Source organism: Specibacter sp. RAF43 (assembly GCF_052114065.1).
Taxonomy (GTDB): domain Bacteria; phylum Actinomycetota; class Actinomycetes; order Actinomycetales; family Micrococcaceae; genus Specibacter.
In genome coordinates, this window is the sequence record NZ_JBFREA010000032.1 from 1 (window position 1) to 24,768 (window position 24,768).

Sequence of the window (24,768 nt, forward strand, 5' to 3'; positions counted from 1 at the left end):
CCCTCGCCGCGTCGGCGGAGCTGGCCGGGCGCGGCCCTCGCCGCGTCGGCGGAGCTGGCCGGGCGCGGCCTGCGGGCCGTCGTGCTCACGCACCGGCCGGCGTCGGACACCCAGCGGACCGCCGGGCCAAGCGGGCCAACAGCTGCGCAGGATGCCTTTTCCCTGGCCGGACTCACCCCCGTGGTCCTCTTGTCCTTCCGGGAAAGGGTGCGCCCGGATGCGGCGGCCACCCTGGCCTACTTTCGCGAGCAGGGCGTGGCCTTGAAGATCATCTCCGGGGACAACCCGCGCACCGTGGCCGCCGTGGCCCGCCAGGTGGGCTTCGTCTTTGACGGCGACGGCTTCGACGCGCGCGGGCTGCCGGGGGACCCGGAGGCGCTGGCCGACGTGCTGGCCCAGGAAAGCGTGCTGGGCCGGGTGACCCCGGAGCAGAAGAAGGCGATCGTGCTGGCCCTGCAGGGCCGCGGCCACGTCGTGGCGATGACGGGCGACGGCGTCAATGACGCGCTGGCGCTCAAGCATGCGGACATGGGCATCGCCATGGGGACCGGCTCGGCCGCGACGAAGGCGGTGTCGCGGCTGGTGCTGCTGGACGGGCAGTTTTCCCACCTGCCGTCGGTGGTGGCGGAGGGGCGGCGGGTGATTGCCAACGTCGAACGCGTCGCCAACTTGTTCCTGACGAAGACTTGTTACGCCATCCTCATTTCCATCACCATCGGCATCCTGTTGTGGCGGTACCCGTTCCTGCCCCGGCAGCTGTCGATCGTCAGCTCCATGACCATCGGGATTCCGGCGTTCTTTTTGGCCCTGCTGCCCAACAGCCGGCGCTACCAGCCCGGTTTCCTGCGCCGGGCGCTCCTGTTCTCCGTCCCGGCCGGAACCATCCTGGCCGGCTGCATCCTGGCCGTCTATTCCTTTGCCCGCGCCTTCCCGGACCCGGCCCTGACGGAGGCGCAGGCCGTCTCCACCGCGCAAACGGCCACCACGATGACCGTGCTGCTGGTGGCCCTGTGGGTGCTGGGCGCCCTGGCGCGTCCCTTCGACATTTGGCGTTCCCTGCTGGTCTCCGCCATCGTTGCCGCCCTGGCCCTGATCATGGTCGTGCCGTTCTCCCGGAACTTCTTTGCCCTCAACATTCCGGCCGGGCCCCTTTTAGCGGTTACTATAGGCGTAACTGCCACCGGATGCCTGGCGATCGAATTGCTCTACCGGTTCCTGAAAAAACGCGGGGCAGTCTCCGAGCGCGAGTAAGGTGTGCCTAACTGGCACCCGAGGTCTTGCGTGGCAAAGATAAAAGTAGTGGCGAGAGGAGTCCATCGATGACAAATGTGGACAGTTTTGGTTCCAAGGGCGTACTTAATGTCGCCGGAACCGATTATGAGATTTTCCGACTGAGCTCCGTTGAAGGCGCAAAAGCCCTTCCGTTCAGCCTCAAGGTATTGCTGGAGAACCTGTTGCGCACCGAAGATGGTGCGAATATTACGGCGGACCATGTACGTGCATTGGCCGGTTGGGACCCGAATGCGGAGCCCGACACGGAAATTCAGTTCACCCCGGCCCGCGTCATCATGCAGGACTTCACCGGTGTTCCCTGCATCGTCGACCTGGCCACCATGCGTGAGGCCGTCAAGGAGCTCGGCGGTGACCCGACCCGGGTGAACCCGTTGGCTCCCGCCGAGATGGTCATCGACCACTCGGTTCAGATTGACGTTTTTGGCAACTCCGGCGCCATTGAGCGCAACATGGAGATTGAATACCAGCGCAACGGCGAGCGGTACCAGTTCCTGCGCTGGGGCCAGAGCGCGTTTGAAGACTTCAAGGTCGTCCCCCCGGGCATGGGCATCGTGCACCAGGTCAACATTGAGTATCTGGCCCGCACGGTCATGACCCGTACGGTCGACGGCGTACTGCGCGCCTACCCGGACACCCTGGTCGGCACCGACTCCCACACCACCATGGTCAACGGCCTGGGCGTTCTGGGCTGGGGCGTCGGCGGCATCGAGGCCGAGGCGGCCATGCTGGGCCAGCCCGTTTCCATGCTGATCCCGCGCGTCGTCGGCTTCAAGCTGACCGGCTCCATCCCGCCCGGGGCCACCGCGACCGACGTCGTGCTGACCATCACCGAGAAGCTGCGCAAGCACGGTGTTGTGGGCAAGTTCGTGGAGTTCTACGGCGAGGGCGTTGCCGCGGTGCCGCTGGCAAACCGCGCCACCATCGGCAACATGAGCCCGGAGTTCGGCTCCACGGCCGCCATTTTCCCGATCGACGACGTCACCCTCGAGTACCTGCGCCTGACCGGGCGCAGCGACGAGCAGGTGGCGCTGGTTGAGGCGTACACCAAGGAACAGGGCCTGTGGCACGATCCCAGCGTCGAGATCAAGTTCTCCGAGTACCTCGAACTTGACCTCTCCACCGTGGTCTCCTCCATCTCCGGCCCGAAGCGTCCCCAGGACCGCATTGAGTTGGTCAACGCCAAGCCGCAGTTCCGCTCCGACTTGAAGAACTACGTTGCCGCGGACGCCAACGCCGAGGGCAACACGGTGGACGAGTCCCTGGAGGAATCCTTCCCGGCCTCGGACTCCCCGTCCTTCACCCATCCGGGCGGCCACACGCACGACACCGAGCGCGTCCTGGTGTCCGCCGCCGCGGGCGCCAACGGCCGCCCGTCCGCGCCGATCCACGTCAAGAACGAATCCGGGGTCGAGTTTGAACTCGATCACGGTGCCGTCTCGATCGCCTCGATCACCTCCTGCACCAACACGTCCAACCCGTCGGTGATGCTGGCGGCCGCCGTGCTGGCCCGCAACGCCGTCAACAAGGGCCTGGTCTCCAAGCCCTGGGTCAAGACGTCGGTCGCGCCCGGCTCCAAGGTGGTCACGGACTACTACGAGAAGTCCGGCCTGGTCCCGTACCTGGAGAAGCTGGGCTTCTACACGGTCGGTTACGGCTGCACCACGTGCATCGGCAACTCCGGCCCGCTGGACACCGAGATCTCCGCGGCCATCGCCGAAAACGACCTCTCCGTGACGGCCGTCCTCTCCGGCAACCGCAACTTTGAGGGCCGCATCAACCCGGACGTCAAGATGAACTACCTGGCCTCCCCGCCGCTGGTCATCGCCTACGCCCTGGCCGGCAGCATGGACTTCGACTTTGCCGTTGACGCCCTGGGCCAGGATGCCGACGGCAAGGACGTCTTCCTCGCCGACATCTGGCCGAACCCGGTGGAGGTCCAGGAAGTCATGGACGCCTCGATCGACCGTGACATGTTCACCAGCTCCTACTCGACGATCTTTGAAGGCGACGACCGCTGGAAGTCGCTGGAGACCCCCGAGGGCAACGTGTTCGAATGGGACCCCAAGTCCACCTACGTGCGCAAGCCCCCGTACTTCGACGGCATGAAGGCCGAGGCCGACCCGGTGGAGGATGTCACCGGCGCCCGCGTACTGCTCAAGCTCGGTGATTCGGTCACCACCGACCACATCAGCCCCGCGGGCTCCTTCAAGTCCGACACCCCGGCCGGGAAGTACCTGCTGGAGAACGGCGTGGAGCGCAAGGACTTCAACTCCTACGGCTCACGCCGCGGAAACCATGAGGTCATGATTCGCGGCACGTTCGCGAACATCCGCATCCGCAACCAGCTCCTGGACAACGTGGAGGGCGGCTACACCCGCGACTTCACCGTTGCCGGCGGCCCGCAGGCCTTCGTCTACGACGCCGCCGTGAACTACCAGGCCGCCGGCATCCCGCTGGTCGTGCTGGCAGGGAAGGAATACGGCTCCGGCTCCTCCCGCGACTGGGCGGCCAAGGGCACGGCGCTGCTGGGCGTCAAGGCGGTCGTGGCCGAAAGCTACGAGCGCATCCACCGCTCCAACCTGATCGGCATGGGCGTTCTTCCGCTGCAGTTCCCGGCCGGCCAAAACGTCGAGTCCCTGGGCCTGACCGGCACGGAGACCTTCTCCGTCGAGGGCGTGACCGAGCTGAACAAGGGCATCACGCCCAAGACGCTCAAGGTCACCGCCACCGCCGAGGACGGCAAGACGGTCAGCTTTGACGCGGTCCTGCGCATCGACACCCCAGGCGAGGCCGACTACTACCGCAATGGTGGCATCCTGCAGTACGTGCTGCGCCAGATCAGCGCCAGCTAGTCCCCACTTGCCGGCCCCAAAATCGCTGACGCGATTTTCGGGAACCTGGCAAGCGTGGGCCCACCCACTGGCCGGCCGGAGAGTCGCTGACGCGATTTTCGGGAACCTGGCAAGCGTGGGCCCACCCACTGGCCGGCCGGAGAGTCGCTGACGCGATTTTCGGGAACCTGGCAAGCGTGGGCCCACCGTCCGTGAGGGCGGGCATTCCGAGCATCGGAGTGCCCGCCCTCACGGCGTTAACGGCCGGCCCGTGTCGGGGAATCGGGTGGGAGGCGATATTGTTGGATGTTGACAGCGGATCCTTAGGAGGGACCTATGGGACTATTGGAAACCATTACGCATCCACGGGATCTGAGCAAGCTCAGCGAGCAACAAATGGTGGTGCTGGCCCAGGAAATCAGGGCCTTCCTCATCTCCAACGTCTCCCAGACCGGCGGTCACCTGGGCCCCAACCTGGGCGTGGTGGAATTGACGCTGGCCATCCACCGCGTTTTTGACTCCCCCCGCGACAGCATCATTTTCGACACCGGACACCAGTCGTATGTGCACAAGCTGGTCACCGGCCGGCAGGACTTTTCCACGCTTCGGCAGCAGGGCGGCATGTCCGGCTACCCGGCCCGGGCCGAATCCGAGCACGACATTGTCGAAAGCTCGCACGCCTCCTCTTCCCTGTCCTGGGCCGACGGGATCTCCCGGGCCCGCCAGCTCAACGGCGAAGGCGACCGGCATGTCGTGGCGGTGATTGGCGACGGCGCCCTGACCGGGGGCATGACCTGGGAAGCCCTGAACAACATCGCCGCCGACAAGGACCGCCGCGTGGTGATCGTGGTCAACGACAACGGCCGCTCCTACGCCCCCACGGTGGGCGGGCTGGCCGACTACCTGGCGTCGCTGCGCCCGGCCATTGACCACGTGCGCACCCACCGCAAGTACGAGGCCTCCATGACCTGGGCCAAGAAACGGCTGCAGGACAGCAACGTCGCCGGGCAGTTCGTCTACAAGGGCCTGCATGCGGCCAAGAAGGGCCTCAAGGACTGGTGGGCGCCGCAGGGACTCTTTGACGATCTCGGGCTGAAATATGTGGGCCCGGTGGACGGCCACGATGAAAAGGCCATGGAGGCCGCCCTGACGGCCGCCAAGAACTACGGCGGCCCGGTCATCGTGCATGCGTTCACCGAAAAGGGGCGGGGCTACGCCCCGGCGCGGGCACACCAGGCGGACCAGTTCCACGCCGTCGGGATCATCAACCCGAAGACCGGCGTGGCCGTGGAGACGCCCAGCGGCAAGTCCTGGACCGGCGTGTTCGGTGAGGAAATTGCCCAGCTCGCCGACGAACGCCCCGACATCGTGGGCATCACGGGGGCCATGCTCATCCCCGTGGGGCTGAAAAAGTTCGCCGACAAGCACCCGGACCGCGTGTTCGACGTCGGCATCGCCGAACAGCACGCGCTCACCATGGCCGCCGGGCTCGCGTTTGGCGGGCTGCACCCCGTGGTGGCCATCTACGCCACGTTCTTGAACCGCGCCTTTGACCAGCTCCTCATGGACGTCGCCCTCCACAAGGCCGGGGTGACGATCGTCCTGGACCGCGCCGGGGTCACCGGCCCCGACGGCGCCAGCCACCACGGCATGTGGGACATGGCGCTGTTGCAGATCGTGCCCGGACTGCACCTGGCCGCCCCGCGCGACGCCGTCCGGCTGCGCGAGGAACTGCGCGAAGCCGTCGCCCTCTCACACGCCCCCAGCGTGCTGCGCTATTCCAAGGGCAGGGTCGGCCCGGAGGTCAAGGCCCTGGAACGGCTCGCCGACGGCGTCGACGTGCTGGCCCGCAATACCCATGACATGCCCGGCGTCGCAGCGGATTCGGAAACGGACGTGCTCATTGTCAGCGTCGGGGCCATGAGCGAGCTGGCCCTGGACGTGGCCGGGCGCATCGGCGCCCAGGGCATCACCTCCACCGTGGTGGACCCCCGCTGGGTGCTGCCCGTGCCGCGCTCTTTGATCCAGTTGGCCGCCCGGCACCGAATCGTGATCGTGATCGAGGACGGCGTGCGCGCCGGCGGGGTGGGATCGAGGATCCGCCAGGAGCTGCGCGCCGCCGGCGTGGACACGGCCCTGAACGAGGTGGGCCTGCCGGTGGACTTCCTGGACCACGGCAGCCGCGCCGAGGTGCTCGAGCGCGTGGGCCTGACCGCCCAGCGCGTGGCCCAGGACGTCGTCGAGCAGGTGCTGGGCACCAAGGTACCGTTTGCCCGCCCGCTGCCGGGCCAGCCGGCCCCGCGCACCGGTCAGCTGCCCATCCTGTGACCGCAGCCCCCGTGCCGGCGGCGCCGGCGGAGGCCGCCCCGGCCGCGCTCCCCGTCCCCGGCGACCTAGTCGTGGCCCGGAACCGGAAATACGACGGCACGGCGCACTGGGTGGTGCCCGGGCGCTACCTGGGCTCGGACGAGCACGGGCACTGGATTTTCCAGGGCACCGGCGAGTTCATCTCCCGCCCCGGCGCCGCCCTGTACACGGCGTCGGACGCCGTCCTGCTGGTCCCGCACCTCGGCGACTGGGTGGCCACGTTCTACGGGGACCGGCACCCGGACGGCGTCGAGCTGTACGTTGATTTGGCCGTGGCGCCGTCCTGGTCGCGGATCCGCCCCGGCGTCGTCGAATTCCACCTCATCGACATGGATTTGGACGTCATCCGCAGCACGGGCCACGGCGTATACGTTGACGATGAGGACGAATTTGCCGAGCACCGCCGGCTGATGAACTACCCGCACGGCCTGTGCACCCGCATGGAGGCCGCCTGCGCAGCCCTGGTGGACGCCGTGTCCGCCCGCCGCGCCCCTTTCGACGGCCGCGACGCGGCCTGGTTCACCCTGGGAAGGACCCTGCCATGAGCAGCACCGAGACAGATAGCAACATCGTGCGCATGTACCAGACGGACGACGCCGGCACCCTGGTTTTCCGGGAAGCGTGGGTGGACGCCGCGGAGCCGGACGTGATTTTCTTTGTGGTCAACCATGGCACGGTGGGGCACCAAAGCACGTCCCAGGACATCACGGTGAACTCCGAGGAGGAGGCCCTGGGCATGCTGGCCGCGTTCGAGGCGCAGTGCCTGGCGGACGGGTACGCCGTGCTGGGACGGGACGAACAATTTGTGGTGGTGGCCCAGTTTGCGCTCAAGAACGCCCGCATCACCGACCGGGACAAGTACCTGGCGGAAAAGGCGAAGGAAACCCTCGTCGCGCACCTGGCCTGGCGGGGCAGCGGCGTGGTGGAAAAAACCGAGTTCGTCGACGGCCAGCACGGCACCGGCAAGCTGAACATCTACATCCTGGCCCCGGACGCGGCCCGCGCCGTGGCCAACATCAAGGTGTGCATCCGGGACGCCAAGCTCGACTTCACCAAGCTGAGCATCGGCGTCGCCCCCGCCACGGACCTCGCCGCCATCAAGGCCAAGCACAGCCCCACCGGCGGCACCGCCTTCACGCTCTAGCACCCTCCGTCCTTCCCGCCTCAACAGAACTGACCCGCAAAAGATGTCGAAAATCGCGTCGAAATCGCGTTTTTTCGACATCTTTTGCGGGTCAGTTTTGTTCTCTGGTGGGGAGGGGGGTTCGCTATGGTGGAATCATGACTGAATTTCGCCAAGTGGGCACCTCCGGACTGACCGTTTCCACCGTGGGGCTGGGGTGCAACAACCTGGGTCGCAGCGGCTCCGCGACCGAAACGCAAGAGGGGAGCGACGCCGTCGTCCATGCCGCACTCGAGGAAGGGATTACGCTCTTTGACGTGGCGGACATGTACGGGGCGACGCCGGGCCAAAGCGAAACGATGCTGGGCAGGGCGCTGGGCAGGGAGCGGGAGAACGTCATTGTGGCCACCAAGTTCGGCCTGGACGCGGAGGGAGCCAACGGCGTGGACTGGGGGCGGCGGGGCTCGCGCAAGTACATCATGCAGTCCGTGGAGGCGTCGCTGCGGCGGCTGAACACGGACTTCATCGACCTGTACTACTTCCACACTCCGGACCCGCACACACCCATCGCCGAGACGCTGGCGGCCATGGACGACCTGGTGACCTCGGGCAAGGTGCGCTACCTGGGCCACTCAAACCTGTCCGGGTGGCAGATCGCCGAGGCGGAATTCACCGCCCGGATGGCCGGGGGCAGCCGTTTTGTCGCCAGCCAAAACCACTACAACCTCCTGGACCGCCGCGCGGAGCTGGAGGTCATGCCGGCGGCGCGGGCCTACGGGCTGGGCGTCATGCCGTACTACCCGCTGGCCAACGGGCTGCTGACCGGCAAGTACAGCTCCGGCCGGGCCCCCGAAGGCAGCCGCCTGACCTACACCCGCCAGCACATGCTCACCGACGCGAACCTGGCGCAGCTGGCGGCCCTGGGCCGATTTGCGGCCGAGCGCGGGCTCAACGAACTGCAGGTCGCGTTTTCCTGGCTGGCGGCCCAGCCGGCCGTGGCGAGCGTCATCGCCGGGGCCACCAGGGCCGAGCAGGTCCGCCAGAATGCCGGCGCCGCCCGCTGGCTGCCCACGGCCGAGGACCTGGCCGCCCTGGATGAAATCTTCCCCGCGACACCCAGGGTGGCCCTGTTCTAGAGACCGGCGGGCCCGGGCGGAGGATGGGGCGCCGGCGGCGGGCTCAGTCGTGCAGGATGCGCTGGAACAGGACGTGGTCCTGCCAGCGGCCGTTGATGCGCAGGTACTTTTCCGCCGTGCCGATCTCCGTGAATCCACAGCGTGCCAGCACGGTGCGGGAGCCGGCGTTGTGGACCAGCGTTCCGGCCTGCAGGCGGTGCAGGCCCAGTTCCCCGGCCGCAAAGGCACAGACGTGCCGGGCCGCGGCGGTCGCCAGGCCGCGCCCTTGGCAGTCCTCGGCCACCCAATAGCCCAGGTTCCCGTTTTCGAAGGCGCCGTGCACCATGTCCGTCAGGGCGATGCGCCCCACCACGCGCGGGCCGTCGGCAAGAACCCAGTAGTGGCTGCGTCCGGCCGCCCGTTCGGCCACGGCGTGGGCCAGCAGCGACCGCTGCCCGTCCGCCGTGTAAAAGCCGTCGGGGCGGATGGGCTCCCACGGCTGCAGGTACGCCCGATGCCGGGCATAGGCCGCGGCCAGGGCCTCGGCGTCGTCCACGGCCACGGGCCGGATGGTGATGCCCTGATCCAGCAGTTCACTCATGGCTTCTCTTTTGCTAGGCGGCCAACGGCTTAGACGCTGACGGTGATCCAGTCCCCGTCGATCGCCGCGGCAAAACGGGCCAGCGGCTCCCACGCCGGTCCCGTGACGACCGTACCGTCGGAGCCCCTGAAGGTGGAGCCGTGGCAGGGGCACTTGAACTCGTCCCCGTGCGGCGCCACGGCGCAGCCGGCGTGCGTGCACACGTCGCTGTACGCCAAAACGGTCGTCTCGTCCGGCCGGAAGATCACGATCTTCACATCCTTGGCCGTGCCGGTGGCGCTGCCGCCCACGGGCACGTCGGCGAGCTTGCCGACCCGGACCGGGGTGCCGGTGGTGGGAATGGGGAGCGCGTTCCGCACGGCCGTGGACGCGGCGGGCCCGGCCGGCACGCAGCCGGCCAGGGCCAGGGCGCACGCGGTTCCAGAGGCGGCGGTGGTCACGCGCAAGACGTTGCGCCGGGTCAGGGAGGTCTCAGCAGTCATAACCACATTGTGTCAGCCGAAGCTGGGCAAATGCCATTTGGCCCCGGCTGCCGGCCCCGGCCCGACGGCCGGACGGCTACGCCGAGTGGAAGGGTTTGCCGTTGACGCGTTCGGAGGCACCCACCCGGTCCAGGTACGGTGTGATGCCGCCCAGGTGCAGCGGCCAGCCAGCGCCGAGGATCATGCACAGGTCAATGTCCTCGGGCCCGGCCACGACGCCCTCCTGGAGCATGAGCCCGATCTCCTCGGCCAGGGCGTCCTGCGTCCGCGCCAGCAGTTCCGGGCCGGTGGATGGGGACCCGCCGAAGGTCAGCAGCGCCAGGGTGTCCGCCGGCACGACGGTGGTGCCGTCCGCGGCCCGCTCCCAGAGGCCCGGCTTGCGGGCGTCGATGAGCGCCTGCAAATTGGCCGAGACCGCGATCCGCTCGCCAAACGCCGCATGCATGGACTCGGTCACATGCCCGGCCACCGGAAGGCCCACCATGGCCAGGAGGGTGAACGGGGTCATCGGCAGGCCCATGGGGCGCAGGGCATTGTCCGCGGTGTGGGCGTCGGTGCCTTGGTCAAAGGCGCGCATGACCTCGCTCATGAGCCGCAGCAGCACCCGGTTGACCACAAACGCGGCCGCGTCCTGAACCAGCACGGCCGTCTTGCCCAGGGCCTTGGCCGTGGCAAAGGCGGTGGCGAGGACGGCGTCCTCGGTGGAGGGTGCGCGCACGATCTCCAGCAGCGGCATGACCGCCACCGGGTTGAAGAAGTGGAAGCCGACCAGCCGCCCCGGGTGCACCAGGTCCTTTGCCATGGCCGTGACGGACAGCGAGGACGTGTTCGTGGCCAGCAGGCAGTCGGCGGAGACGATCGCCTCGACCTCGGCAAACACCTGCTTCTTCACCGCCAGTTCCTCAAACACGGCCTCGATGACGAAGTCGGCATCGGCGAACGCCTCCTTCGACACCGAACCGGTGACCAGGGCCTTGGTGCGGTTTGCGGCGTCCGGGCTCAGGCGGCCCTTGGCGAGCAGCTTGTCCACTTCGGCGTGCACGTGGCCCACGCCCGCCTCCACGCGCGCCTGGTCGATGTCCGTCATGACCACGGGCACCTTGAGCCGGCGGGCAAAGAGCAGCGCGAACTGGGCGGCCATCAGCCCGGCACCCACCACGCCGACCTTGGTCACGGGCCGGGCCAGCGTCGCATCCGGCGCGCCGGCCGGGCGCTTTCCGCGTTTTTGCACCAGGTCAAGGAACGCGTACACGGTGCTGCGGAACTCGTCGGTCTGGATGAGCTCGGCCAGGGCGTCGTCCTCGGCGGCAAAGGACTCCGCCTTGGTGAAGTGCTTCCCCCGCTCCAGCAACTCGATGACCCGGCCGGGGGCGGGCGCCGCATTGGCGGTCTTCGCCTCCACAAATGCCTTGGCATGGGCGACGGCGGCGTCCCAGGCCGCGCTGTTCTCCTCGCTGAGCGGCTCGGCCACGGCGTGGGGCCGGTGCACCGCTTCGACGCCGGCGATCACCCGGGCGGCCCAGGCCAGTGACTGTTCCACAAAGTCGGCGGGCTCCAGCAAGGCGTCGGCGAGGCCGAGCTTGAACGCGGCCGGCCCGCTCAGCGTGCGGTTGTTGGAGAGCGGGTTTTCAATCATGACCGTCACGGCGTTGGCGGGGCCGATCAGCCGGGGCAGCAGGTATACCCCGCCCCAGCCCGGGACCAGGCCCAGGAACGCCTCGGGCAGGGCCAACGCGCCGGCCCCCGTTGACACGGTGCGGTAGTTGGCGTTGAGCGCCAGTTCCAGCCCGCCGCCGAGCGCCACGCCGTTGATGAAGACGAAGCTGGGCACGCCGAGGTCGTTCAGCGTCGAGTAGACGTCGTGCCCCAGCCGGGCCATCCACCGCCCGGCCTGCGCGTCCCTCAGGTTCGTCACGGCCGACAGGTCGGCGCCGGCGACCAGGAAAAACGGCTTGCCGGTCACCCCGATGCCGGCGATCTCGCCCCGGGCGGCCCGCTCGCGCTGGGCCTCAAGCACGGTGCCGAGTTCCACCAGCGTGTTGGGTCCGAGCGTGCTGGGGCGGCGGTGGTCCAGGCCGTTGTCGAGGGTGATCAGGGCAAAGGTGCCGGCGCTGGGGGCGCCATCCACGGCGGGCAGCGCCACGTCCTGCACATGCGAGTGGGTGACGACTTCGTCCGGGAAGAGTGCGGCGAGTTGGTGGAAGTCCTGGGCGCTCATGCTGCGCTCCCTTCGATGCTTGCAAAATGGGGGTTTTCCCAGATGACGGTGCCGCCCATGCCCAGGCCGATGCACATGGTGGTGAGGCCGTAGCGGACCGAGGGGTTCTCCTGGAATTGGCGGGCCAGCTGGGTCATGAGCCGGACGCCGGAGGAGGCCAGGGGGTGCCCGACGGCGATGGCGCCGCCGTACCGGTTGACGCGGGGGTCGTCGTCGGCCATGCCAAAGTGGTCCAGGAAGGACAGCACCTGGACGGCGAAGGCCTCGTTGATTTCCACCAGCCCGATGTCCTCGATGCCCAGCCCGGCCAGCGCCAGGGCCTTTTCGGTGGCGGGGACGGGGCCGATGCCCATGACCTCCGGTGCGACGCCGGCGAAGGCATACGTGACCAGCCGCATCTTCACGGGCAGGCCGAGCTCGGCGGCGGCGTCGGCGGAGGCCAGCAGGGCCACGGTGGCGCCGTCGTTCAAGCCCGCGGCGTTTCCGGCCGTGACCCGCCCGTGGGCGCGGAACGGAGTGCGCAGGGCGGCCAGGTCCGCGACCGTGGTGCCCGGGCGCGGCGGCTCGTCCGCCGTGTTCACGGTCCACCCCCGTCCCGGGTTGAGGGTGGCCACCGGGACAAGGTCGGGCTGGATCTGGCCGTTGGCGCAGGCCGCGGCGAACTTGGCCTGGCTGGCCGCCGCATACGCGTCCGTGCGGTCCTTGGTGATGGCCGGGAAGCGGTCGTGCAGGTTTTCGGCGGTGGCGCCCATGGTCAGGGCGTCCGGGTCGACGATGCGCTCGGACAGGAAGCGGGGGTTGGGGTCCGCGCCCGAACCCATCGGGTGGTGGCCCATGTGTTCCACGCCGCCGGCCACGACCACGTCATAGGCGCCAAAGCCGATGCCGGAGGCGGTGGTGGTCACGGCCGTCATGGCCCCGGCGCACATGCGGTCGACGGCGAAGCCGGGCACGGACTGCGGCAGGCCGGCCAGCAGGGCGGCGGTGCGCCCGATGGTCAGGCCCTGGTCGCCGGTCTGCGTGGTGGCCGCGATGGCCACCTCGTCAATGCGCGCGGCCGGGAGCGAGGGGTTGCGGCGCATCAGCTCACGGATGCACTTGACCACCAGGTCGTCGGCGCGGATGGAGGCGTAGATGCCCGACTCCCCGGCCCGTCCAAAGGGTGTGCGGACGCCGTCAACAAAGACGACGTCCCTGATCGACCGATTTTGGTTCACCTTGGCTCCTCGTGGCAAGGACATGGATGTCGGACCCCGTGAGGGGAACGGCTGTGTCATCCATCATGTTACTTGTCAGTAACTTGGAGTTCAACGTGAGGCGCGCCGGGTGGGCGTGTCAGTCGGTCCCGGCGTCGTGCCGGGGCTCCCTGGGCGGCAGGGGCTCGGGGTGGGCCAGGGCCTCGGTGAGCAGGGCCGTCGTCGCGCCCACCTGCCAGGGCCGGGCGCCGAGTTCGGCCAGCGCCTCGGCCACGGTTTCGGCGGTGATCGGCGTGGGCGGGCGCCAGCAGATGCGGCGCAGGTGGTCCGGCGTGAGCACGTTCTCCGCCGGAATGTTCAGTTCAGCCGCGAGCGCGGCCATCCGGGGCCGCGCCGTGGCGTACCGGGCGGCGGCGTCGGGATCGCGGTCGGCCCAGATGCGCGGTGCCGGCGGCGCGTTGTGCGGGACCTGCAGCGGCGGCAGGTCCGTGCCCTTCTTGGCCTCCTGGATGGCGTGGAGCCAGCGCGGGGCGTCCCGTTTGGCGGCGCGGCCGTGGAATCCGGCCAGGGCCAGCAGGGCCGGCACGGTGGTGGGCATGGCCTTGGCCGCGGCCACGATCGCCGTATCCGGGATCAACCGGCTCGGGGCAATGTCCCGGTGCCGGGCCAGCTTGTCCCGTTCGTTCCACAGCTCCCGGACGGCGGCGAGCTGGACCCGGTTGCGCAGGGCATGGGACCCGCTGGTGCGCCGCCAGGGATCCACCCGCGGGGCCGGGACGCCGGCGTTGACCAGGTGGGCGAACTCCTGGGCGGCATATTCCAGCTTGCCCTCGGCGGCCAGCAGCGCGACCAGCTCCTCCTCGAGCTCGGCCAGGACCTCCACATCCAAGGCGGCGTAACGCAGCCACGGCTCGGGCAGCGGGCGGCGAGACCAGTCGGCCGCCGAATGTTCCTTCGCCAGGTGGAAGCCCAGCAGGGACTCCACGACGGCGCCCAGGCCCACGCGCGGCAGGTTGGCGATGCGGGCGGCCAGCTCGGTGTCAAAAAGCTTGTCCGGCCACATGCCCAGCTCGGCCAGGCACGGCAGGTCCTGGCTGGCGGCGTGCAGGATCCACTCGACCCCGCGCAGGGCATCGTTGATGATCGCGAGGTCCTCAAACGCCTCGGGGTCGATGAGGAAGGTCCCGGCGCCCTCGCGGCGGATCTGCACCAGGAATGCGCGCTGGCCGTAGCGAAATCCCGAGGCGCGCTCGGTGTCCACGGCGGCGGGGCCGTGGCCGCCGGCGAGGGCGGCGGCGCAGCGGGCCAGCGCCGGTTCGGCGGTGATCACGGTCGGGATGCCGTCGCGCGGCATGTCCAGCACCACCACCTCGGGCAGGTCGCCCAGTTCCACCCGGATGCCGTCGATGACGACGGAGGTCAGCGGGACGTCCGCCACATCGGTGGAGTTGGTACCCGGAGAACCCGTGCCCTTCTTCAATTCGGTGGACCTTTTGGTCCGTGCGCGGCTGTGGGCGGTGGCATCTGGGTTGATCATGATACCCCCAGTCTACAGAATTGCAACGGGCGCCCCTTCGAACCGGCTGGTTTGGGGGCCCAGCGGGCGACTGGGGCCCTAGTGCGGGCTAGTGGGGGACCAGGGGGGCTGGTGGCGGCGCGGGCGCGGCAGGACGGTGACGCCGTCGGGGACCGGGGGCAGCCCGGCAAAGGTGCACACCATGTGCGACCACGCCTCCAGGTGGGCACTGACGGCGGGGCCGGACGGCGTCCAGGACGCCCGCAATTCCAGGTCGATGGCGTCCGGGCGTTCGGCCAGCGAGCCGTAGCTTTCGGAGAGTATCCGCGTAGCGGTCCCGCCGGCGCTGCGGTAGTCGGCGCCGTGTTCCTCCAGGGCCTCCACCAGCCACGCCCAGGCCACGTTGCCCAGCAGGGCGTCGTTGCCGATGTCCGACTCCAGCTGGGCGCGAATGTACGTCACGATCCGGAAGGTGCCGTCCCAGAGTTCGGAGCCGTGGGGGTCGTGGAGCAGGATGAACCGGCCCGTGGCAAGCTCGACGCCGTCGGCGATGACCTCCGCGCCCAGGGCGACACCGAAGGGCGCCAGCCGGGAGGGGGCGGGAATTTCCTCGAGCGCAAGCCCGCCGCGGGGCTGGGCGGCCCGCAGGGACGCCAGCGCCGTGAGGAAGTCCGCGGGAAGCTGTGATGATGCGCTCACACAAGGAAGGCTATGTTGGCCGCGCCGCATTGCACGGCAGGCGCGCCGGTGGGAGCCCCGCCGCGGCGGCCGGGCTAGGCGCCGACCTCGGCCCGGATGGCCGCCACGAACGCATCGATGTCGGCCTCGGTGGTGTCGAAGGAGCACATCCAACGCACTTCCCGGGCGGCCTCGTCCCAGTCATAGAAACGGAACTTCGTGCGCAGCCGCTCGGCCACGCCTTCCGGGAGGACGGCAAAGACGCCGTTGGATTCGGTGGCCTGGGTGGGCCGCACGGCAGCGATGGTGTCGACGGCGGCGCGCAGCTTCGCGGCCATGGCGTTGGCGTGCCCGGCCGACCGCAGCCAGAGGTCGTCCTGGAGCAGGGCGAGCAGCTGCGCCGAAATGAACCGCATCTTGGAGGCCAGCTGCATGTTCATCTTGCGCAGGTAGACCAGGCCGTCGGCGGCTGACGGGTTCAGGGCGACCACGGCCTCACCAAACATGATGCCGTTCTTCGTGCCGCCAAAGGAGAGCACGTCCACGCCGGCGTCGGAGGTGAACTCGCGCAGCGGCACGTTCAGGAACGCCGCGGCGTTGGCCAGCCGGGCGCCGTCCATGTGCACCTTCATGCCCAGGGAATGCGCATGCTCGCAAATCGCGCGGACCTCCCCGGGCGTGTAGCAGGTGCCCAGCTCGGTGGTCTGGGTGATGGAGACGGCCAACGGCTGGGCCCGGTGCTCGTCGCCAAACCCCCAGGCCTCCTTGTCGATGAGCTCGGGGGTCAGCTTCCCGTTCGGCGTGGCCACGCCAAGGAGCTTCATGCCGCCGACGCGTTCGGGCGCGCCGTTCTCGTCCATGTTGATGTGCGCGGTGGTCGCGCAGACCACGGCCCCCCAGCGGGGGAGCAGCGACTGCAGGCCCACCACGTTGGCGCCGGTGCCGTTGAAAACCGGAAAGACGTCGACCTTCTTGCCGAACAGCGAGCCCATGACCTCGTGCAGGCGCGCCGTGTAGGGATCCTCCCCATAGGCCACCGCGTGGCCGTCGTTGGCGGCGGCCAGCGCCTCCAGCACCTGGGGATGGACGCCGGAGTAGTTGTCGGAGGCGAAGCTGCGCACGGCCGGGTCGTGCAGGCGGGCCGCGGTGGTGCGAGAGGTAGCGGTATCAGTTGTCACTTTCGAGCCTTCTTAGGAGAGAACGAGCCGCGAGCCGTTCAGCCCGGCTGCGGGAGTGGAAAAAAGCCCGACAACGGTCTGCCCCAGATGGGCGACGTCGGTGAAGCCGGGGAAGCGGCGGTCGGGGGACTTGGCGCGCATGCCGTCGTCCACCAGGGCCTTGACGGCCAGCACGACGGCGGCCGCGTGGGTTTCCCCGCCGGCCGCGCCTGCCGCCGGGCCCGCCGACTCGGCGCCCGCCAGCCCCGCCGCCAGGGCCCGGACCCAGGCCTCCGCCGCGGCCTTGACGGCCACGTAGTTGGCGTTGCCCAGCGTGGGTGCCGTGACGGCGGTGGAGGAGACGATGGCGATCCGCCCGTTGGCCGACGCGGCAATGTCCGCATAGAACGCGCGGGTGGTGTTGCGCAAGGTGGTGAGCACGGAGCGGTGCAGGAAGTCCCAGTCCGCATCGGTTTGGGCGGCCAGGTCCGGCCCGCCCCGCCAGCCGCCGACCAGGTGGACCAGCCCGTCCAGGGGGCCGAAGTCCCGGTGGATGTCCGCGGCGAGGGTCGCGACGGAGGCGGGATCGGCCAGGTCACAGACCAGGGGGACGGCACCGCCGGCGAGCTCCGCCGCCGCCTTGATCCGTCCGGCGTCGGACCCGGCGGTCAGGACGCGCATTCCGGCGCCGAGCAGGGCACGGGCCATGGCGATGCCGGCGGCACTGCTGCCGCCGGCAACAAGCACCAGCGGTGCAGGGGGGATTCTCATGTTTCCTACATTACCCACCTGGACCGTCTTCAGTTTGCTCAGGCGGCGCTCATGCCGGTGATGCCGGAGGTCGACTCGATCACGGTGTGCATCTTCTTGGCGAGGGCCTCATAGAACATGGACAGCGGGAACTCGTCATCCATGACCCGGTCGGTGATCTCGCGCAGCGAGCCGGCCAGCGGCAGGGCGTCCGGCCCCTTGGCCCACACGGACGCCGGGTTCGGGGTCAGCGTGCCGGAGACCAGCTCGTAGGCCGCCAGCCAGTGTGCCAGTTTCGGCCGGTCGATCGAGTGCCAGTACAGGTCCTCGATGGCGTGGCCCAGGGCGATCACCGCGTCCGGGATGTTGGCCCAGTCGATGGTCAGCTTCGTATCGGTCCAGTGCAGGACGTGGTGCTGGTGGAGCCAGGCGAAAAGCAGCTGCCCGCCCAGGCCGTCGTAGTTGCGCACCCGGGAGCCGGTGATGGCGAAGCGGAAGATCCTGTCAAAGATGACGGCGTACTGGACCAGCTTGGCGTGCCTGCGGGCGGCCGGGGAGGCGGCCTGGTCATGTTCGACGGCGACCGACTCACGGTAGGCGGTCAGGTCGCAGCGCAGCTCCTCCAGCGAATACAGGAAGAACGGCATGCGCTGCTTGATCATGAACGGGTCAAAGGGCAGGTCCCCGCGCATATGGGTGCGGTCGTGGATCAGGTCCCACATGACAAAGGTTTCCTGCGTCAACTCCTGGTTCTCCAGGAGCTCGGCGGCGTCGGCGGGCAGCTCCAGCCGGGTGACGTTGGCCGCCTCACGGACGACGCGGCGGAAGCGGGCGGCCTCGCGGTCCTGGAAGATGGCGCCCCACGTGAAGGTGGGGGTGGCCCGCACGGCCACGCTTTCGGGGAACAGGACGGCGGAATTGGTGTCGTAGCCCGGGGTGAAGTCGATGAAGCGCAGTGGCACAAACAGCTTGTTGGAGTAGCTGCCGGCCTCCAGCTCGCCGATGAACTCCGGCCAGATGACCTCCACCAGCACGGCCTCGACCCGCCGCGAGGTGGAACCGTTTTGCGTGTACATGGGGAAGACGACCAGGTGGCCCAGGCCGTCAATGCGGTGTTCCTGGGGCGTGAAGGCCAGCAGCGAGTCCAGGAAGTCCGGCACGCCGAGCCCGGCGTCGACCCACTTGGTGAAGTCCGCCACCGCAAGGCGCAGGTAGTTTGCGTCGTGCGGGAAGCGCGGCGCCAGCTCCGTGAGGCTCGCGGTGATCTGCGCGATGAGCTCCGCGGCCTGGACGTGGTCCCCGGTGTTGGGCACGGAACCGTCCTTGGCCTGCAGCGCCTGCAGGCTGGTGGCCGCCGCCTTCAGCCGCTGCCAGGCCGGCTCGCCGGCCACGGTGGAGTAGTCGAAGGCAACCGAGTTGCCAGGCTTGTCCATGGTGAGAGTCATGGGTGCACGTCCTTTTGCCCTGGGGGAATATTTTTTCGAGCGTACCAATAGAACAGCAGCACTTATGTCAAAGATTCCCAAGCGTTAGAGATTGGATGGCTCATGGGCGTGAAAAAGCGGCGCTGCCACAGCGTTGACGGTGCTGGGACACGTTTGGTCCCACTCGGCCGTGGCGGCGCCGCCGGGCTACTCGGTGGCCCGGAGCTATTCGGCCGCGCCGGGGGCCTTCTTCAGGCGCAGCGAAATGGAGTTGATGCAAAAGCGCTCGTCGGTGGGGGTGTCATAGCCCTCACCCTTGAAAAGGTGGCCCAGGTGCGAGTCACAGGCCGCGCAGCGCACCTCGATCCGTTCCATGCCCAGGGAGTTGTCATGCAGATACCGCACGGTGCCCTCCGCCAGCGGGGCAAAGAAGGACGGCCAGCCGCAATGGGCGGTGAACTTTTCCCGGGAGGTGAACAGTTCGGCGCCGCACGCCCGGCAGGCATACACGCCCTGCTCGGTGGAATCCCAGTATTCGCCGGTGAACGGGCGCTCGGTGGCGGCCTGGCGCAGCACCGCAAATTCCGCGGAGCTCAGTTCCCGGCGCCATTGCTCGTCGGTCTTGACTACGGATGGGGTGGCTGGGTTCTCGGGTGTCATATTGTGCACAACGTTCAGGAGTCGCCAATAAATCCCGATCCGGCGTACAAGTGTAGGACCGGCAACCCCAGCTTGCGTTGGGCCTGGTTGGCCCAGTCCAGCCGGAACGTGTCCGCCACCGCGTGCGGGCGGGTCACCACCACTGCCTGCCGGGCACCCGATTCCTTGACCTTGGCCACCAACGACGCGACGGCGTCGCCGTTGGCCACCATGCCCGTGACCTTGGCCCCCACGGACGCCAGGGCGGCCAGGGACGTCGCCAGGGTGTCGGCGGCCTCGGCCCGGACCGTCTCGGTGTCCGGCCTTTCACGAATTTCCCGCAACGCGCCCGGAAGATCGAGCATGGTGAGTTGGTCGATCACATCCACCAGCAGGTTGCGGCGGGTATCGGCCGGGACCAGCAGCACCAGCTCGACGTCGTCGTCGGGCCCGTACAGGTCGCTGATGTTGCCGGCATCCACCGCGGCCAGGGGTTCTTCGGTCAGGATGATGATCGTGTCGCTCATTGCACCAGCTTAGGCGCCGCGGGCGTGGAAACTGTGAGCGGTTGCACAAAAGTTATCCGACGCCGCGGTGCGCCGCTCGACGCCCCCGACGCGGGTGGGCAGAATGGGGGCATGGCATCTTCGGTGGGGCAATCCAACAAGTGGCTCAAGTGGGGTGCGCTGGGTGCGGCGGCGGCGGGCCTCGGCGCCGGCGCGGTCGTGACGGCGACGGCGGCCCTCGCGGCTCATTTTGCCCGCCGCGTGRTGACGCCGGAGAAGTTCCGCGCCGACGACGTCTCCGTGCTGGCCGTGATTCCCGACGGCCCGGAGCTGGCGGTGGTGCTGGAGGCCACGCCGGACACCGTCATCGAGGGCAGCTATGCGCTGTATTTCGACGGCGGCCGCGCCCACGCGGTGATCGGTGGGATCCAGTCGTACGTGCCGCGGGAGGGCAGCGTCACCCGCGAAGTGCTGGGCGTGGTGGGCGGGGATCTGCGCACGGTCACGGCCGGCTGGTGGTCCGGGAGCATCTACGCGCACCCCGAGGAACTCAACCTTGACTGGGAGGACGTTACGCTGCACCTGCCCGACGGCCCGGCCCCGGCCTGGCACGTTCCGGCCCCCGAGGCCCTGACCACCTGGGCCATCATGGTGCACGGGCGCGGCGCCACCCGCAGCGAGGGACTGCGCGCCGTGGCCACGGCCCACCGGCTTGGCATGGACGCCCTGCTGATGTCCTACCGCAACGACGGGGACGCCCCCGCCGCGGCCGACGGACGGTACGGTCTGGGGGTCACCGAGTGGCATGACGTCGAGGTGGCCATCGACTACGCCGTCGCCCAGGGCGCCAAGGACGTGGTCCTGTTCGGCTACTCCATGGGCGGGGCCATCTGCCTGCAGGCCGCGGACCGCGGCAGGAACCGCAAGCGCATCCTGGCCATGGTGCTCGATGCCCCGGTCACCGACTGGGTCAACGTCCTGGCCCACCAGGCGGAACTGAACCGCATTCCGGAAGCAATCGGGCGCTACGGCCAGCTGATGCTCAGCCATCCCCTCGGCCGGCGCATCACCGGGCTGGCCGCCCCGGTGGACCTCAAGAGCCTGGACTGGGTGAACCGGGCCGTGGAATTGCGCACCCCCACCCTGATCATCCATAGCCTCGACGACGATTTCGTCCCCTACGAGCCGTCCGTGGAACTCTCGCGCCGCAACCCCGAGATGGTCACGTTCGAACCCTTCAGCAAGGCCCGGCACACCAAGGAATGGAACGTCGACCCCGAAAGGTGGGAAAACGTCGTCGAGGCGTGGCTGCGGCCCCGCCTGGGCCGGTACGGCCTGCCCCGGAACTAAAACAGTAGGCGTCCCCCTGCGCGGAACCCGCGACCAGGTGCCTGGGGCCGCACGCCGCCGCTATCCGGGCGTGTGCGCTATGGGCGCCGTGCGGGCGTTCGTCAGGTGGATCAGTCCGCCGGGGGCGAGTTCGACGTCGTAGCCGCGGCGGCCGCCGGAGACGTAGATGGTCTCAAACAACAGCGCCGACTCATCGAGTACCGCGGGGGAGTGCTGGCGCTGGCCCAGGGGTGAGATGCCGCCCAGGACGTAGCCGGTGCGCCGCTGGGCCGCGGCCGGATCGGCCATAGCGGCCCGCTTGCGGCCGCACGCGTGGGCCAGGGCCTTCAGGTCCAGGGTCCGGTCGACGGGGACGATCGCGACCGTCAGGGTCCCCTCGACGTCGGCCATCAGCGTCTTGAAGACCCGCCCGGCCGGGACGCCCAGAACCTCGGCGGCCTCCAGGCCGTAGCTGGCCGCGGCCGGGTCGTGCATGTAGTGGTGTTCGGTGAAGGGCACTCCGGCGGCGGTCAGCGCCGTGGTTGCGGGGGTGCCGACACCTGTCTTCTTCTTGGCCATGCCCCCAGTATGGCAGCGCGATGCCCCGCCCCACCGCGGCAAACGCGGTGTGGCGGGGCATGGGCGGTCAACGCCGAAACGGCTGGTCAGGCGGGGGAGCGGACCCCGTTGGCAATCTTGCGCTTGATGCGCCCGAGCATGGCGGACATGCCGCGCATGCGCAGGGGCGAGACGGCGCGGGTCAACCCAAGCTGTTCGGGCATGTCGTCGGGAACCGCGAGGATTTCCTCGGCGGTCAGCCCGTCCAGGCCCTCGAACAACACGGAGGCGAAACCGCGGGTGGTGGGCGCCTCCGGCGGTGCCTGGAAGTACAGCCGGATGATCTCGCCGTCATCCGTCTTTTCGGCCTCGACCGTCAAAAAAAGCGGCGACTGGCATTCCACCACCTGCTCCAGGAGTTCGGGGTGGTTGGTCAGCCGTTCCGGCAGGGCCGGCAGGGACCGGGAAAACTCCAGGAGCAACAAGAGACGGTCTCGCTCTTCAAGTTCCTGGAAATCGTTCACGATCTCCGCCAGCGCCGGGGGTAGTGCCTGTGAAGTAGTCATCACGTTAAGCGTACGTTTCTTTTTCTGTTGATGGGGACCCTGGCAAGCGGGAGCCTCAGTTGGCGTTGGGCAGTTCGCCGCGCTCGGTGCCCTTGGCGATCGGCACCCGGACGCTGTTGCCCCACTCGGTCCAGGAACCGTCGTAGTTGCGGACCGTCTCAAAGCCCAGCAGGTACTTCAGCGCGAACCAGGTATGGCTCGAGCGCTCGCCGATGCGGCAGTAGGCCACGACGTCGTCGCCGGCCTTCAGCCCCGCCTCGCCCAGGTACAAAGCTTCGAGTTCCTCGCGGCTGCGGTAGGTTCCGTCGGTGTCCGCGGCGCGGCCCCACGGAATGGACGCGGCGGTGGGGATGTGGCCCCCGCGCAGCGTGCCTTCCTGCGGGTAGGCGGCCATGTGCGTGCGCTCGCCGGAGTACTCCTCGGGGGAACGGACGTCGATCAGCGGCTTGCCCAGGTGCGCCAAGACGTCTTCCTTGTACGCACGGATGGGGGCGTCGTTGCGCTCCACCACCGGATAGCCGGCGGAGGGGGTGACCGCCGTGGCGTCGGTGGTCAGTTCACGGCCCTCGGCAATCCACTTGTCGCGGCCGCCGTCGAGCAGGCGGACGTCCTCATGGCCGAACAGGGTGAAGACCCAGAGCGCGTACGCGGCTCACCAATTGGACTTGTCACCGTAGATGACGACGGTCGAGTCGCGCGAGATCCCCTTCGCGGCCGCGAGCACGGCGAACGCCGCGCCGTCGATGTAGTCGCGGGCCACGTCGTCGTTCAGGTCCGTGTGCCAGTCAATCTTGACGGAGCCGGGGATGTGGCCGGTCTCGTACAGCAGGACGTCCTCGTCGGACTCGACCACCACCAGGCCGCCGTCCTTCGTGGCGCCGTCGGCCAGGGCCGCAGCGAGCCACTGCGTGGATACCAGGCGCTCCGGGTGGGCGTATGTCGCGAACTTTTCATTGGTTTCAACTGCAACAGGCATGGTGCCCCTCACTTCTTCCATTGGCAGCTCACGCACCACGTTTGCGCCGGACTGTTCCGGACCGTCCGCATGGGGTGAGGCTGAGACGTGCTGGCCACCGGGGTGCGGCAGCGGCGCGATCTCTCTTTCAGGGTAACCACGCGGGGTCGGTATTCCTTCCCGGCGTTAACGTAGCGCAATATCTAAGTGGGTATTCTTGTACAGTGCCCGCCACGGCGTCGTCACGCATGAAAGTTTTCCCCAATGAACGGATCAGCCCTTGGTACACGTTGAGCAACTCTCCACCCGCAAGCCCGCTGTGTCGGTGGAGGAACTGCTGAAGGGGTTTGTCCCCTCCCCGCGCTTTGGCGACGTCTCCTTTGCCAGCTACCGGCCGGACCCGGCGCAGCCGTCGCAGGCCGCCGCGGTTCGCACGCTGGAGGGCTTTGGCACGTCCGTGGCCGGGAAGCCGGCCACCGGGCTGCGCAAACTCTTTGGCGGCAAGGCCAAGAAGGCGGACGGTCGGGCCGGGATCTACCTTGACGGCGGCTTTGGCGTGGGCAAGACGCACCTGCTCTCCGCCTTGTGGCATGCGGTGGAGGGGCCCAAGGCGATCGGCACGTTCGTTGAATACACCAACCTGGTGGGGGCGCTTTCCTTCCGGAAAACCGTGGAAGCGCTTAGCGCCTACAAGTTGGTGTGCATCGACGAGTTTGAGCTGGATGACCCCGGTGACACCGTGTTGATGTCACGGCTGATGCGTGAACTCGCCGACGCCGGCGTGAAGTTGGCGGCAACCTCAAATACCTTGCCCGGGTCCCTCGGCGACGGCCGTTTCGCCGCGGTGGACTTTCAGCGCGAGATCCAGGTGCTGGCCGACCAGTTCGACATCCTGCACATCGATGGCGAGGACTTCCGCCATCGCGGCCTGCCCACCCCGCCGGAGCCGCTGGCCAACAGCGACCTCGACGCCGCCATGCGCCGGGAATTTGCCGGCAAGACCGTGGCGGTGGATGACTTCGGCACCTTGGTTGACCACCTCTCGGGCGTGCACCCGTCACGCTACCGGAAGATGCTCGACGGCATCGACGCCGTGGTGTGGCGCAACGTTCATACGATCAGCGAGCAGGCGGTGGCGTTGCGGTTCGTGGTCCTGGCCGACCGCCTGTACGACAAGGATGTGCCGATCATGGGCAGCGGGGCGGCCATGGATGCGCTGTTCACGCCCGAGATGATGACCGGCGGCTACCAGAAGAAATACTTCCGGGCCGTGTCCCGGCTGACGGCGCTGGCCCGTGAGGCCCGCGAGGTCCCCAGTCCGGACGTCCAGCCGGAACCGCAGCCCGTGGGCAGCTGATATGTAGGAAGGTTTGTCAAGGGGCATAGTTGTGCGGCTCCCAGCGTTGCTGGTGGGGGCCGCTGGTTTGGGTGCTGTCCGGGTGTGGTGGTCGTGCTGGCTAGTCT

Annotated in this window: 21 protein-coding genes and 1 pseudogene; 8 read left to right on the forward strand and 14 right to left on the reverse strand. The window is 68.6% G+C overall.

Annotated elements, in window-relative coordinates; translation table 11 throughout:
- From AB4Y80_RS15145 to AB4Y80_RS15170, 6 genes are all read left to right on the forward strand, one after another.
- On the forward strand, positions 1 to 1,251 hold a 1,251-nt coding region (locus tag AB4Y80_RS15145; RefSeq protein ID WP_442215176.1), incomplete at its 5' end, for an HAD-IC family P-type ATPase.
- Positions 1,252 to 1,319: 68 nt separating this feature from the next.
- The gene (locus tag AB4Y80_RS15150) at positions 1,320 to 4,145 is read left to right on the forward strand and encodes an aconitate hydratase (protein WP_442215177.1); all 2,826 of its coding nucleotides are present in this window, start codon (positions 1,320 to 1,322) and stop codon (positions 4,143 to 4,145) included.
- A 315-nt stretch (positions 4,146 to 4,460) separates the two neighbouring features.
- On the forward strand, positions 4,461 to 6,452 hold the full coding sequence (gene dxs / locus AB4Y80_RS15155) for a 1-deoxy-D-xylulose-5-phosphate synthase (protein ID WP_442215178.1): 1,992 nt from the start codon (positions 4,461 to 4,463) through the stop codon (positions 6,450 to 6,452).
- The gene (locus AB4Y80_RS15160; protein ID WP_442215179.1) at positions 6,449 to 7,036 is read left to right on the forward strand and encodes a DUF402 domain-containing protein; all 588 of its coding nucleotides are present in this window, start codon (positions 6,449 to 6,451) and stop codon (positions 7,034 to 7,036) included. The genes dxs and AB4Y80_RS15160 overlap by 4 nt, the downstream gene beginning before the upstream one ends.
- On the forward strand, positions 7,033 to 7,635 hold the full coding sequence (locus AB4Y80_RS15165) for a hypothetical protein (RefSeq protein WP_442215180.1): 603 nt from the start codon (positions 7,033 to 7,035) through the stop codon (positions 7,633 to 7,635). Before AB4Y80_RS15160 ends, AB4Y80_RS15165 begins: the two co-directional genes overlap by 4 nt.
- Before the next feature lie 137 nt (positions 7,636 to 7,772).
- The gene (locus tag AB4Y80_RS15170) at positions 7,773 to 8,750 is read left to right on the forward strand and encodes an aldo/keto reductase (protein ID WP_442215181.1); all 978 of its coding nucleotides are present in this window, start codon (positions 7,773 to 7,775) and stop codon (positions 8,748 to 8,750) included.
- A 43-nt stretch (positions 8,751 to 8,793) separates the two neighbouring features.
- On the opposite strand, the gene AB4Y80_RS15175 is transcribed toward AB4Y80_RS15170, so the two are convergent.
- The 11 genes from AB4Y80_RS15175 to AB4Y80_RS15225 form a co-directional block, all read right to left on the reverse strand.
- Entirely contained in the window at positions 8,794 to 9,330 is a 537-nt protein-coding gene (locus AB4Y80_RS15175) for a GNAT family N-acetyltransferase (RefSeq protein ID WP_442215182.1), read from the reverse strand.
- Between the two features lie 29 nt (positions 9,331 to 9,359).
- On the reverse strand, positions 9,360 to 9,812 hold the full coding sequence (locus AB4Y80_RS15180; RefSeq protein ID WP_442215183.1) for a Rieske (2Fe-2S) protein: 453 nt from the start codon (positions 9,810 to 9,812) through the stop codon (positions 9,360 to 9,362).
- A gap of 76 nt (positions 9,813 to 9,888) precedes the next feature.
- The gene (locus AB4Y80_RS15185) at positions 9,889 to 12,030 is read right to left on the reverse strand and encodes a 3-hydroxyacyl-CoA dehydrogenase NAD-binding domain-containing protein (protein WP_442215184.1); all 2,142 of its coding nucleotides are present in this window, start codon (positions 12,028 to 12,030) and stop codon (positions 9,889 to 9,891) included.
- Positions 12,027 to 13,247: a thiolase family protein gene (locus AB4Y80_RS15190; protein ID WP_442215185.1), complete on the reverse strand. Its 1,221-nt coding sequence runs from the start codon at positions 13,245 to 13,247 to the stop codon at positions 12,027 to 12,029. Before AB4Y80_RS15190 ends, AB4Y80_RS15185 begins: the two co-directional genes overlap by 4 nt.
- Before the next feature lie 118 nt (positions 13,248 to 13,365).
- Positions 13,366 to 14,763, reverse strand: coding sequence for an HRDC domain-containing protein (locus AB4Y80_RS15195; protein WP_442215186.1), 1,398 nt, complete (start codon positions 14,761 to 14,763; stop codon positions 13,366 to 13,368).
- A gap of 78 nt (positions 14,764 to 14,841) precedes the next feature.
- On the reverse strand, positions 14,842 to 15,471 hold the full coding sequence (locus tag AB4Y80_RS15200; RefSeq protein ID WP_442215187.1) for a DUF3000 domain-containing protein: 630 nt from the start codon (positions 15,469 to 15,471) through the stop codon (positions 14,842 to 14,844).
- A gap of 44 nt (positions 15,472 to 15,515) precedes the next feature.
- Positions 15,516 to 16,598: a threonine aldolase family protein gene (locus tag AB4Y80_RS15205; protein ID WP_442215188.1), complete on the reverse strand. Its 1,083-nt coding sequence runs from the start codon at positions 16,596 to 16,598 to the stop codon at positions 15,516 to 15,518.
- 12 nt (positions 16,599 to 16,610) lie between these two features.
- Entirely contained in the window at positions 16,611 to 17,348 is a 738-nt protein-coding gene (locus AB4Y80_RS15210) for an SDR family NAD(P)-dependent oxidoreductase (protein ID WP_442215189.1), read from the reverse strand.
- 38 nt (positions 17,349 to 17,386) lie between these two features.
- Positions 17,387 to 18,760 carry a DUF6421 family protein gene (locus tag AB4Y80_RS15215; RefSeq protein ID WP_442215196.1) on the reverse strand — a complete coding sequence of 458 codons (1,374 nt, stop codon included), beginning with the start codon at positions 18,758 to 18,760 and terminating at the stop codon, positions 17,387 to 17,389.
- Between the two features lie 216 nt (positions 18,761 to 18,976).
- On the reverse strand, positions 18,977 to 19,411 hold the full coding sequence (msrB, locus tag AB4Y80_RS15220; RefSeq protein ID WP_442215190.1) for a peptide-methionine (R)-S-oxide reductase MsrB: 435 nt from the start codon (positions 19,409 to 19,411) through the stop codon (positions 18,977 to 18,979).
- Between the two features lie 14 nt (positions 19,412 to 19,425).
- Positions 19,426 to 19,917 carry a hypothetical protein gene (locus tag AB4Y80_RS15225; protein ID WP_442215191.1) on the reverse strand — a complete coding sequence of 164 codons (492 nt, stop codon included), beginning with the start codon at positions 19,915 to 19,917 and terminating at the stop codon, positions 19,426 to 19,428.
- Positions 19,918 to 20,028: 111 nt separating this feature from the next.
- Here AB4Y80_RS15225 and AB4Y80_RS15230 point away from each other — a divergent pair, with 111 nt between their 5' ends.
- Entirely contained in the window at positions 20,029 to 21,246 is a 1,218-nt protein-coding gene (locus AB4Y80_RS15230; protein ID WP_442215192.1) for an alpha/beta hydrolase, read from the forward strand.
- A 60-nt stretch (positions 21,247 to 21,306) separates the two neighbouring features.
- Here the strand turns inward: AB4Y80_RS15230 and ybaK are convergent, their stop codons facing one another.
- The 3 genes and pseudogenes from ybaK to AB4Y80_RS15245 all read right to left on the reverse strand — a co-directional run bounded on the left by ybaK (position 21,307) and on the right by AB4Y80_RS15245 (position 23,325).
- On the reverse strand, positions 21,307 to 21,804 hold the full coding sequence (gene ybaK, locus AB4Y80_RS15235) for a Cys-tRNA(Pro) deacylase (protein ID WP_442215193.1): 498 nt from the start codon (positions 21,802 to 21,804) through the stop codon (positions 21,307 to 21,309).
- An 86-nt stretch (positions 21,805 to 21,890) separates the two neighbouring features.
- A complete protein-coding gene (locus AB4Y80_RS15240) occupies positions 21,891 to 22,349 on the reverse strand; it encodes a SufE family protein (protein ID WP_442215194.1) in 459 nt (152 codons plus the stop codon).
- 55 nt (positions 22,350 to 22,404) lie between these two features.
- Positions 22,405 to 23,325 (reverse strand): annotated as a pseudogene (locus tag AB4Y80_RS15245) (sulfurtransferase).
- A 259-nt stretch (positions 23,326 to 23,584) separates the two neighbouring features.
- Here AB4Y80_RS15245 and zapE point away from each other — a divergent pair.
- Positions 23,585 to 24,661, forward strand: coding sequence for a cell division protein ZapE (gene zapE, locus AB4Y80_RS15250; RefSeq protein WP_442215195.1), 1,077 nt, complete (start codon positions 23,585 to 23,587; stop codon positions 24,659 to 24,661).
- Positions 24,662 to 24,768 lie beyond the last annotated feature (107 nt).